Here is a 12215-nt window from a genome sequence, read left to right as displayed (position 1 = left end):
GAATCTGTTACACCCTCATTCATAATCCAACAATCCAACAATCCAACAATCCAACAATCCAACAATCTAACAGTCCAATTATCTTAATTCCAATGAAAATTTCTCAATATTTTTCGTGTTTTTTATCAATGTTAATAATATAAACATTGATGATGCTGTGCATTAATTAACCTTTATTGGTTTTGCTTTTATGAATGGATAATTATAAACGATCAGCTTTTCTATCAATGTAAAAGTTATAAGTTGTATAAGTTTTGCACAAAAAATTGTTTGTTTTATAAATATACATTAATTGATGCCTACTTTAATTTTTTGTTTCAGTATATGGTTAGATCTTGTTTGTTTTATGAGTATTAAGGTTTTATTTTTGTTTTATTAAATATATCGGTTTAAGTAAAAGGTTTGACTGGTTAATAATTACCTCGGGATGCGATAATTATTAAATAAATGTTAACTCAAGTGGTAAGGGTGTTTTTGTGATATTAATCGTAAGTTTTTCTTGCTATGAGAGTGTGGCTTACTTAATATCGTGGTGTTGATACAAAAGGCTTTTTTATAAAAAATAGTCGAAGTAAATGTTGCTAATTTTTAAGTGTAAATACATTTAGTAATCATTTTTCATTTTAATAATGGTTGTTTTGTGTAGGGTTGCGGTTTTATTGAGCAGCCTCAATTGCTCATGTTGATAAATTGTGATCTAATTGGCTGAATATTTCTAGCTTCGTTCATTTCAAAGACTTTTGAATGTTAATTCGTTGTTATATGTTATATGTTTTATGTATAACCGCGTTGTATATTCTTCCTGCCGATAAATCAACCTCACATAAATAATTATTAAGCCCGAATTCAACCTATTGCGAAGGGGTTGAAATTTACTAATGGAAATAAATGCGATGTTTAGAAGAACAACCGTTGCAATCGCCTTAGCCTCTTTATTCTGTGTGAATGCTGCAAGTGCAGTCACACTACAAGAAGGAGACAATGGAGATTATATTCGCCTATTTGGTGAAGTGGGTGTTGGGGGTCATTTTGGTACCAATTCAGATTATAACCATGATGAGTTTTACGATACTAAAGGCTATGTCGATGATAGTTTTGCCACGTTAGGTGTAGCAGGACAGAATAAAAACTTTATCTACCGATTAGAACTGGATTACCAACGTAGAAATTGGCTTGGTGGTGATGGCGAGTTTGAACTTGCCATCGACAAAATGTTTGTCGGTTATATATTTGACGATAATCACTGGATTGAGCTGGGTTTAACAGATACTGCGTTTGATGAGTATGATCATTTTGGTGATTTTACCTTCAATAAATCGGTAGAAACCGGTGAAGCAGGCGATCAAGAAAATACCGTTAAATATGAAGCTAAGTTTGAAAACTTGGTGTACGGCGTTTCTTATTCCTATGAAGGCAAGCACAAGAATGGTGCTTTACAAGGTGATATTGTCAACGGTTATGTTGGCTGGATGTCAGACTTTGTTTCCGTTGTCGTGGGTGTCGAAGGTCGTGGTGGCTCAGAAGGGATCTCTAAGTATGGTGAGCAAATGCTTGTCGGCTTAGGTATTCGCGCTCAAATCACCTCAGATTTTGCATTAGGTTTCAATACCTTTTTAGAAGATGAAGATCTAGCAACTCGCAAGAGTGGTGATACGTATCTTGGATACGAAACTTTCCGCAATTATGGCATGACGTTAAGTGGTAAATACGATCTTAATGAGTCTTGGGAAATTATTGCTTCAGCAAATCATGAGCAATATGAAGGTTGGGATGTAGAAGGCCCTAACTACGACTATTCCGAGCTGCCAGCTGAATTTGGTAAAGACCGCCAATGGGCAAGCTTAGGTTTCAACTACCGTCCAGCAAGAGACATCGTTGTGTCAGTAGAAGCCCGAGTTGGCGAAGCGCCAGAAGCTGCATATGCCTATGTGCGCATGTATTTCTAATTTCATTCCAAGATAAACAATTATCGAGTTTACTATGAAGAAAAGTTTTCTCTCACTGGCCATCGCCAGTATTATCAGTGTCGGCGCTAATGCTGCAGTCAACGACCTACTGATCACCGAAATGGTGCAAAAAGATTATGGGGCTGAATTGGGCTCTGTGGAAATCACCAATACCCACGCTACCGATGAATTTACCTTTACCGATGACACCGCCGTGTATATGTGGGCTAACGGTAAGTATGAAAATGTCATGCTCAATGCCAGTGGTCAGCCATTACTATCAGGCCTTACCATTGCACCTGGTACATCTTTAGTGGTATTAAACAAAGATGCTAGCGACGAGTATAAGCAAATCATTACTGATAACGGAGGTGATTACGTAATTGGTGAAGGTGACCCAAATACCAGTTACACCGATTTTTACCTAAGTGGTAATGATGGTTTCTACATTAAAAATGGCGATGTGATTATTGACCGTGTTGGCGCTGCAGATAATACCAGCGTTTGGGCTCCAGACACTACGCTGCGCCGTCGTATGGATAGTGAAGGTAATGCACCTGTTCCTTCTGCAACCTTTAATGCTTCGCAGTGGGAAGTAATTAGTCCACTTGATATTTCAACTGTGGGTACACCAAATCTAGCTGAAGCTTATGAGCCATTTGTTTGTGCTGATTTAACCACAATTGGTGACATCCAAGGTACGGGCGGACCATCTCCATTAAAAGGTGAAAGTGTTGCCGTTGAAGGTGTGGTAACAGCCGTTGTTGGTTTACCGAAAAAAGGTTTTTACTTACGTGATGTAGTGGCTGATGGCAACCCATTAACCTCAGATGGTATCTTTGTTGAAAGTGGCAGTGCAGATAGTCAGCTAGTTGGCCGCACGATTTGTTTAGGCAGTGAAGTCGCTGAAAGCTATGGACAAACTCAGTTAGCGACCGATGATTGGGAAGTGACCAATAGCGAGTTCACGCCGACTGTGGCTACTGATATTGAAATGCTAGAATCAGATGGTGGTTCATTTGAAACCACACTCAATCGTTATGAAGGCATGTTAGTAAATCTGCCTGCAGATATAAATCCGCTTGAAGATGGCAATCAAGATATGCGTGTATCACGTAGTTTCAGCTTTAACTACGACAGCTACCGTAACAACATTACTTTGGCTTACAAGCGACCTAATTTACAGCCAAATCAGCTTAATGTACCTGGTTCACCAGAATCTTATGCAGCAGCTGCGCAAAATGATGATTATCGTTTAGTTATCGAAAGTTCGACTTCTGCTGCTAACGGTGACATCCCTTATTATCCTAACTTTGGTATCGCACCAGAGGATAATTACATCCGTATCGATGACAGTGTCGTGGGTATGGAAGGGGTGATTAGTTATAGCTTTGGTGATTATGCTTTAACTGTGACTAACGAGCTAAATAACAATAACTTTGTTCATAACCTTCCTAGAACTGACAGCCCTGATATCGATGAAACAGTAACAAATGACGAGTTTGCTATCCGCATAGCTAGCCAGAATTTATTTAACTATTTCAACTCACCATTTGGTGGTGCTCAAAACCAATTCGGCCAAAGCCGCGGTGCTGATACTTTTACTGAATTTTCTCAACAAAAAACTAAATTAGTAGAAGCCATCCGTGCGCTAGATGCTGATGTAGTCGGTTTGATGGAAATGGAAAATAATGGTTTTGGCCTTAATGGTGCTGTTGCTGATTTAGTTAATGAAGTTAACGTTTACTACAACGACGAATACGCAGATAACTATGACAAGCCATACTCAACCGAAAACCGCTATGTATTCGTTGGCTTTGACCATAACGGTAATGGTGTACTTGATGAACTAGATGCCCTTGGTTCAGATGCGATAGCGACAGGTATTATTTACCGTCCGAGTAAATTAAGCATCGAGCGTACCCGTGTTGTTACGATGCCACAGCAAAAAGCGCCGACCATTGTTAATGACAATAACGAGGTGATTAAAGACAATAATGATGAGATTTTAGAAAGCGGTCAAAACTATCATCGTGACGCACTTGTGGTTACTTTCCTTGTTAACCAGACAGGCAAGCGCTTAACTCTAGCGGTTAATCACTTTAAGTCTAAAGGTTCAACTTGTTGGGAAGATTGGCAAGGAGTTGAGTTTGGTGATGCTACTAAGTGGACCCAAGATGCTCCAGATCTTGATTTTCAAGGCTCATGCTCAGAGTTCCGTATTTCAGGTGCAGTACAATTAGCTGAAGAACTTAAAGACGTTGAGGGTGACAAAATCATCTTAGGCGACCTTAACGCCTACGGCCAAGAAGACCCAATGTTGGTTCTGACTGAAAACCCTCGCAACAAAACCCTAATGACCGCAAGCCATACTTTTGTAGGTAGCAAACCACAGTTCAATACAGATGGTTCGCCAGTACAAATTACTAATAGTTACGGGTACATTAATATTATTTCGAAAATATTCGAAGAGAAGGGTAAAACCCCATGGAGTTACTCTTATAACGATGAGGTGGGTTCACTTGATCACATTCTTATTTCACCTTCGCTAGAAGAGCGTGTAATCGATGCTGCTGACTGGCATATCAACGCTGCTGAATCAAGCCTTTATGATTACAACAATGAGTATAAGGGTGACTACAGCAATGAATTTAATAAGTTCTATGCTGAAGACCATTTCCGCTCTTCAGATCACGATCCAGCATTAGTGACCTTAAGTTACTTGCCTGGAGAGGCTGATTCAGGCCGTTCAATGTATCTGACCAAACTCAATAAGTTAATGAAGGTGCCATATCAGATCCCAGAGATTGCAGGCGCTTTAACTGGCGATGTCGCCACCATCAAACTGACGCCTAAAGATGATAAAGAGCAACTGGATTTGAGCCAACTCGTTGAGCCCAACGTGGTGTTAACTCAGGATGGTCAAGCCCTAGTTAACTTTGAAGTCTTCGGTGCGCCATCTGCGCGCTACAGCGCTAAAGTTGCTCTTGAACGCGACGGTGCAGTGGTTGCGGGTTCTTCACTTTCTTTCGATATTGAAGTGCAAAATCGAGACTCGTTAGTCGCTGAAATAAAAGAAGAAAGACATGATGGTAGTGGCGGTAGTACTGGTTTACTTAGCTTGTTAAGCCTTCTGGGTTTATCAGCTCTTCGTCGCCGTAATCACAAATAGGTTCAACCCCAGGTGAGGTGTTCACTTCGGTGACACCTCACCACCTAATAAAAAGATAACACTATGAATAATAAAATCACTTCAGTGGCTAAAGCAATTACCCTGCTATTAGCCACTGCTTCAACGGCTGCGTATGCAGATTTGGTTATTACCGAATATGTTGAAGGTAGTAGTAATAATAAAGCGATTGAAATCTCAAACCTTGGCGATAGTAATATTGACCTAGATGCCGCTCAATATGTATTAACCCTGTACTCTAACGGTGCAACTGAACCGGGTAATACAGCTGTTTTGACGGGTAATTTAGCTGCGGGTAGCAGCATTGTTTATCACAATGCAGGTGCTGACGAACAGTTTAAGGTTGGTATTGAATCTACAGTCACTTACTTTAATGGCGATGATGCGTTAGTACTGACCAAAGATGGTGCGACTATCGATCGTGTTGGTAAATTGGGTGAGCGACCTGATGGCGCTTGGACAGATCCAAACGATCCAGACTTTTCGACTAAAGATAAAACCTTAAGACGCAAGGCCAGTATTACCACTGGTGATACTGATGCCTCAGCAGACTTCCCTGGTGCAAATAATCAATGGGTTGTGTTTGAAAAAGACACTGCCGATGGACTAGGTTGTCCTGGTGAAGGCGCTTGTGTTGCTGAGTCTGGTGTACTTATTATTACTGAATATATTGAAGGCAGTAGTAATAACAAAGCAATTGAGCTTTCTAATGTCGGTGGCAGTGCAATTGACTTAGATGCCGCTCAGTACAAACTGACACTATATGCTAACGGCGCTACAGAACCGGGTAATAGTGAAACGCTATCAGGTATGTTGGCTGCAGGTGAGAGCATTGTGTTTTATAACAGTGGCGCAGCAGATGAGTTTAAAGTTGGTACTGAATCAACAGTTACTTACTTTAATGGTGATGACGCATTAATGTTGACCAAGGACGATGTGGTCATTGACCGTATTGGTAAACTTGGTGAAAGGCCTGATGGTGCATGGACAGATCTAAATGATCCAGACTTCTCAACTAAAGATAAAACGTTAAGACGTAAAGCTAGCATCACTGCAGGTGACAGCGATGCTTACGGTGACTTCCCTGGGACAAATAATCAGTGGATTACCTTTGATATAGACACTGCTGATGGTCTAGGTTGTATGGGCGAAGTTGCCTGTGGTGATACACCAGTAGATCCAGAACCCGATCCAACACCTTGTAATAATTGTGTCGAGCTAACACCTGTCGCAGATCCTGATGCTTTTGAGCCTAACGTTTATTATACCGACGTACTTAGCGGTAGCTTTGACGATGCTGAAGCAATGAAAGATGCGATTTCAATTACCATTGCTAATGGTCATCAGCAATTGAGCTATAAAGAAGTGTGGACAGCGCTGACTTACTCAGATGAAGATCCGGCAAACAGGAGCAACGTTATTGAGCTTTATACTGGTAACTCAATATCAAAGCAAAATAATAGCCAAGGAGCCAACGCTGCAGACGAATGGAACCGTGAACACGTTTGGGCTAAAAGTCATGGTTTCCCAAGTGAGTCTCAACTTGGTTACACCGATGCACATCACTTACGTCCAACGAATGTGAAGGTTAACTCTACTCGCAGTAATTACGATTTTGCTGAATGTGGTGATACTGCTACAGAAATCGCAGATGCACCGGGTAATTTTGTTGATTCTAGCGGTCGCTGTTTTGAGCCAAGAGATGAAGTTAAAGGTGATGTGGCGCGGATGATCATGTATATGGATACTCGTTATCAAGGTAACGATTCTAATATGCCAGATTTGATTGCTGTTGACCGCATGACAACGAGTGATGAGGTTTCTAATAATGAACCGCTTCATGGCAAGTTATGTACGCTTTACTCTTGGCACCATCAAGATCCTGTCGATGATGCCGATGTTCAGCGTAACGATGCAATCTATACCTATCAAGGCAACCGTAACCCTTATGTAGATTACCCTGAATGGGTACAAGCGGTTTATGGTGAGCAATGTGATGATCCACTTCAGCCAGAGCTAGATGTTGATGTGATCATAGCTGCGCCTGAATCTGTTAACGAAGCTGAAGCATTTATTATTGATGCTTCTGAAACCGTTGCTAAAGACGAAGCTGAGCTTAGTTTTAACTGGGAGCAAACAGCAGGTCCAGAGCTAGAGTTTGATGCTTCAAGTTCAATTCTTGCGCTAACAGCACCTGAAATAACTAGCGATACGCCACTACAATTTACCCTAACGGTAAGTGATGGCACGCTTGAAACTACACAAGTCGTCAGTGTAACTGTGGTCAATGTGCCATTAGCCTTTGATATTAGCTTTAGTGGTACAACTGAGTTAAATGAAGGTGACAGCACAGTGATCACAGCAGCCATAGCCAATGAACCTGAAGGATTACAATATAGCTGGACACAAGTTTCAGGTATGAGTGCGGATTACACTGCTGATGGTTTAGTGCTGAATGTGACTGCACCTGACGTTGATGTTGATCAAACATTAGTGTTTACACTTTTCGTGAGTGATGGCGAAGAGCAATACAGCACCAATGTCAGTATTGATGTGAAAAACCAACAAGAGAGTGGTTGGAGCAAGCCTGATGGTGCAGGTAGTTTAGGCGCTGGCTTGCTAATGTTATTACCGCTGTTATGGCGTCGACGTCAATCTTAAGCTTTTGAAGGTTTATTTTTGAGTTAAAATTTGAGAAATATATAGCTTAGAAATAAACGGTAAAGATTAAATTAGCCCAATTACAAGGGCTTAATAAAAGTCCACTAGTACAAAGCCTGCTTTGTGCTGGTGGACTTTTTTATTTTCAATTGATTTTTTTTGTCTCATTCATTTTTTTTATAAAGGTCAGTACATTCTTATCCATAGGTAAAGAACCAGGTGGGCATGCGCCACCTGGAATTAGGCCTGAATATTGGCCTTAAAATTCTATATGGGAAGGGGGTTAACGAAAGTAACGGAAAGCAGTCACTTCAATCAGGTTGAGCTTTTAAGAGTTATGACTGCCTGTCATCATGCTGAGTGAACTTTAAGATTAGTGGCAGGCAATCTTCGTTATAGCGTTGCAGTGATTATCTGAACTCAGAACTTTGACTGTGGAGGCTGATTTACGTAAATAGAGGGATATTATAAGTTCCATTTTACCCCTCTACTTTATCAATTGGCTATATTCTTAAACCATTGTGATGGTTATTCTGCAGGTAATTCAGTGCTTTTATAAATGGGATCGACCTCAAGTACTGGCGCTGCATCGAGTTCGTTGGCATCCATCATAGAGCCAATACGTTGCATTGATGATAAAAGCTGAGACTGTTCCCATTCTTCTAATGCGCAGAAATTTTGAATAAAATGCTCCTGCAATGGCTTTGGCGCTTCAAGTAAACAAGCCTTGCCCTCATTAGATAAATATAAACTAACCCGTCTTTTATCTTGCTCACTTCGGACTCTTTGAATTAAATTTCTGCTTTCTAAGCGGTCTAAAATGTTAGTCACAGTTGCAGCGCTCAAGTTGATATTTTTAGCCACTTGACTCGCTGTAACACCATTAATACCGGCGATTTCTTGCATGATCATTAATTGAGGCCCGGTTATACCAGACTTTTTATTCAACTGTTTTGAGTGCAAATCAATTGCTCGAATCACTTTACGTATCGATATTAATAGTTCTTCGTATTTTTCCATTGCTTCTTCTAGTTATTAGCCATGAGTGTAGGATAACACTAACCTTATTTTTTATCAGTCCATATTGTCTATTAGCAATAAGTCTTAGCTGCTTTCGAGTCGAATACTAACCATTTTCGCTTTTAAACAATAACCACTTTTCAAAAATGGGATTAACTCAAATGATTTATTTTCATGTCGTAAGAATTAGCGGCCATTAAGCTACTGTAAAATATCAGCTTGGAATTTGCTCGGTTGATCTTAGTGTAATAAGTCTATAACATAATAGTTAGAGTACTAATTATTAGAGGTAGAATTAAATGCAAGGCGAAACCAGTTCATGTGACAGTCCCAGTTATCTGCAACAATTAACAACACGTTCATTTGAAATAGCGAAACATACAGTGGGATTAATATGTTTATGGTTAATTCTTAGTACTTATATTTTTTATCCGCTAACTAAAATAAATAAGGCTGGTAAATAATGGAATATACCTATATTTCATTAGGGGTTTATTTTGTACTCATGTTAGCTATCGGTATCTACGCCGCAAAAACATCCACAGCTAATCTTTCTGAATATATGCTTGGCGGCCGCCAAGTTAGCCCTCAAGTGACCGCATTATCTGCTGGTGCATCTGATATGAGTGGTTGGATGCTAATGGGATTACCCGGTGCCATTTTTGTTTCAGGGTTTGATACTATTTGGGTTGCACTAGGCTTAGTGATTGGCGCATGGGCTAACTATAAACTTGTGGCGCCTAAGCTGCGTTTGTACACCGAAAAAACCAATGACTCGTTAACCTTGCCAGATTTTTTTGGTAAACGATTTGATAAAGAAAATGGTGTTATCCGCCTCATTTCAGCTGTAGTCATCATCATATTTTTCACTTTATACACCTCAGCAGGTCTTGTTGGCGGTGGTAAGTTATTTGAAACCGCGTTTGCAATGAACTATCAAACTGGCGTTGTTATTACCATGCTAGTGGTGGTGGCTTATACCTTGATGGGCGGCTTTTTAGCCGTAAGCATGACAGACTTTGTCCAAGGTGTGATTATGTTTATTGCCCTTATTTTAGTGCCTGTTGTGGCGTTCACGCATTTTGATAGTCCATCAAGTATGATGAATTATTCACTTGAGACGATTCCTTCTTTTAGTGAAAGCTTATCTGGTTTAACTCTGGTATCGCTGCTATCTAGCTTGGCATGGGGACTGGGCTATTTTGGTCAACCGCATATTATTGTTCGATTTATGGCGATAGACTCTGTTAAAAATATCAAAACAGCTCGCCGGATTGGTATGAGCTGGATGACAGTGACCATTATTGGCGCTTTAGCGACGGGTTTAACGGGGGTGGCTTATACGCGTAAATTTGAAGTCACGCTTGCCGATCCTGAAACTATCTTTATTTTCTTTTCTGAAGTGTTATTTCATCCTTTAATTGGCGGTTTTTTATTAGCGGCAATTCTAGCGGCGGTAATGAGTACCATTTCTTCACAATTGCTAGTGTCTTCAAGTTCACTGACAGAAGATATCTATCGTGCTTACAGCAAAAAAGCAGTATCTGATAAAACAGCGGTGAATATTGGCCGACTTTGCGTATTTGGTGTAGCTGTTGTGGCATCTTTTATCGCAATGAACCCATCGAGTAGTATTTTATCTATTGTCAGTAATGCTTGGGCAGGCTTTGGCGCGGCATTTGGTCCGCTGATTTTATTTAGTTTGTTATGGCAAAAGGTGACTTATGAAGGGGCCTTAGCCGGCATAATTACTGGTACTGTGACGGTATTATTTTGGATTTTTGCACCTGTATTAGCTAATGGTGAAACCTTAAGCAGTGTAGTGTATGAAATGCTGCCGGGCTTTTTCATCAGTGCAGTATCGATTTGGTTAGTGAGTTTAATAACCAAAGCGCCATCTGCTGAGATCCAAAAAACATTTAAAGATGTTAATCATCAATTAATTCAACAATTATCATAAGGTCTACTCATGTCTATTAAATCCAATCAACGATTGGTGATAAAGGTGGGTAGTGCGTTAATTGCCCCTGAAAACAACGGTTGTAGTTCGCATCACCTGCTGAGTATTGCGCAATTTATACTTCGTTGTCGTAAGCAGGGAAAGCAAGTTATTTTGGTTTCTTCGGGTTCAGTTGCTGCTGGTCGTCAATGGATTGATATTAAATCACCGTCAATTGCCCTAAAAAAGGCCATGGCAGCAGCCGGACAAACCAATATGATGGCAGTTTGGGATAAGTTATTTGACTTTCCCACTGCGCAAATTCTTCTGACCCATGCTGATTTATGTAATAAAGAACGCTATGCCAGTATTAAAGAAACCATAGAATCCTTATTGGAGCATGGGGTATTACCTATCGTAAATGAAAACGATACGGTGACCTCTGAAGAGTTAAAAGTTGGCGATAACGATAATCTCGCCGCTATGGTTGCGGCATCAACAGGGGCAGATGGCTTAATCCTTTGTACTGACGTTGATGGATTGTTTGATAAAAACCCCCAGCAACATGCTGATGCTAAATTGATTAAAACCATTGATGTTATTGACGAGTCTATTTATCAAATGGCAGGCGGTGCAACCAGCTCAATGGGCACTGGCGGCATGCAAACCAAAATAGAGGCGGCTGAAAAAGCGGTTGCTCATGGCATTGATACTTATGTAGTTAATGGCTTTAATCATCAAACTTTTAGCGCCTTGCTGCAAGATGAAAACCCAGGCTCGCATTTTGTGTCTTGTAAAACCCCGATGTCACCAGAGCAGCATTGGATGACTCATACTGTCCGCGAGCGAGGTGAGGTGGTGATTGAAGATCAACATGCAGCGATTAGTCAGCATGATGATGTGATCACCAGTGCTAGTATTCTTTCGGTAAAAGGCGAGTTTGCAGTGGGTGATACTATTTTAATCCGCACTGATGATGGCTCACAAGTGGCAAAGGCCACATCTAATTACAGCAGTTGTTTGCTTAACTATCTCACTCAACAAGCTAACACGAGTGAAAATGTAGCTAGCCAACCACAAAACAACTCAATCATTTCACCGATAAATCTCGCCGTTTTGCAGAGAACATGAGTTTAATCTTAATATTATCAGCCAATGTATATCACGCCGCTAGGGCACTATTGTAATTGATGCAGTTGATGCAACTAAGTGACTGACTTAAATTACAAAAATAGCCTTTCTCGTTTGATTGTTGTAATAGATCCTATCGGGTTAAAGGGCTATTAATCACTTACTTTAAGTGGGTTGTTGCCTGTGTGTTTTTAACTTATTGACTCTTTCTCCATACTCACTTTCTTAGCACTTCTCTATCTGTTAATTATATGCACTTACCAATGGCTTATTCGCATCTAATTTATTGTCATAGTCTATGATTAAGGAACGACTCAAGGGAAAACTG

At 40.4% G+C, this 12215-nt stretch carries 6 protein-coding genes; 5 read left to right on the top strand and 1 reads right to left on the bottom strand.

What is annotated here, in order from left to right; all coding sequences use genetic code 11:
- The first annotated feature begins 893 nt into the window (after nt 1-893).
- The 3 genes from AB4160_RS10665 (at nt 894) to AB4160_RS10655 (ending at nt 7797) form a co-directional block, all read left to right on the top strand.
- Nucleotides 894-1946, top strand: coding sequence for a hypothetical protein (locus tag AB4160_RS10665; RefSeq protein WP_102531596.1), 1053 nt, complete (start codon nt 894-896; stop codon nt 1944-1946).
- 34 nt (nt 1947-1980) lie between these two features.
- Nucleotides 1981-5118, top strand: coding sequence for an ExeM/NucH family extracellular endonuclease (locus AB4160_RS10660; RefSeq protein ID WP_372004559.1), 3138 nt, complete (start codon nt 1981-1983; stop codon nt 5116-5118).
- Between the two features lie 63 nt (nt 5119-5181).
- Complete coding sequence (locus AB4160_RS10655) at nt 5182-7797, top strand: endonuclease (protein WP_372004556.1); 2616 nt, start codon at nt 5182-5184, stop codon at nt 7795-7797.
- A 528-nt stretch (nt 7798-8325) separates the two neighbouring features.
- Here AB4160_RS10655 and AB4160_RS10650 read toward each other — a convergent pair.
- Nucleotides 8326-8817 (bottom strand): MarR family winged helix-turn-helix transcriptional regulator, encoded by a 492-nt coding sequence (locus AB4160_RS10650; protein WP_102437064.1) that lies wholly within the window; start codon nt 8815-8817, stop codon nt 8326-8328.
- 463 nt (nt 8818-9280) lie between these two features.
- On the opposite strand from AB4160_RS10650, the gene putP reads away from it, so the two are divergent.
- Both putP and proB read left to right on the top strand, forming a co-directional pair.
- Nucleotides 9281-10777 carry a sodium/proline symporter PutP gene (gene putP, locus AB4160_RS10645; RefSeq protein WP_102476444.1) on the top strand — a complete coding sequence of 499 codons (1497 nt, stop codon included), beginning with the start codon at nt 9281-9283 and terminating at the stop codon, nt 10775-10777.
- A 9-nt stretch (nt 10778-10786) separates the two neighbouring features.
- On the top strand, nt 10787-11887 hold the full coding sequence (gene proB / locus AB4160_RS10640; protein ID WP_102437067.1) for a glutamate 5-kinase: 1101 nt from the start codon (nt 10787-10789) through the stop codon (nt 11885-11887).
- The last annotated feature ends 328 nt before the right edge of the window (nt 11888-12215 follow it).

This window comes from Shewanella sp. 10N.286.51.B8, from assembly GCF_041469325.1.
Lineage (GTDB): Bacteria > Pseudomonadota > Gammaproteobacteria > Enterobacterales > Shewanellaceae > Shewanella.
Note: the sequence above shows the minus strand (reverse complement) of the source record. Positions and strands in the feature narration are given on the sequence as shown.

Excerpts from the sequence above, each read along its gene's own strand:
- AB4160_RS10665 (WP_102531596.1), top strand. The coding sequence starts at position 894 with ATGTTTAGAAGAACAACCGTTGCAATCGCCTTAGCCTCTTTATTCTGT.
- AB4160_RS10660 (WP_372004559.1), top strand. The coding sequence starts at position 1,981 with ATGAAGAAAAGTTTTCTCTCACTGGCCATCGCCAGTATTATCAGTGTC.
- AB4160_RS10655 (WP_372004556.1), top strand. The coding sequence starts at position 5,182 with ATGAATAATAAAATCACTTCAGTGGCTAAAGCAATTACCCTGCTATTA.
- AB4160_RS10650 (WP_102437064.1), bottom strand. The coding sequence starts at position 8,817 with ATGGAAAAATACGAAGAACTATTAATATCGATACGTAAAGTGATTCGA.
- putP (WP_102476444.1), top strand. The coding sequence starts at position 9,281 with ATGGAATATACCTATATTTCATTAGGGGTTTATTTTGTACTCATGTTA.
- proB (WP_102437067.1), top strand. The coding sequence starts at position 10,787 with ATGTCTATTAAATCCAATCAACGATTGGTGATAAAGGTGGGTAGTGCG.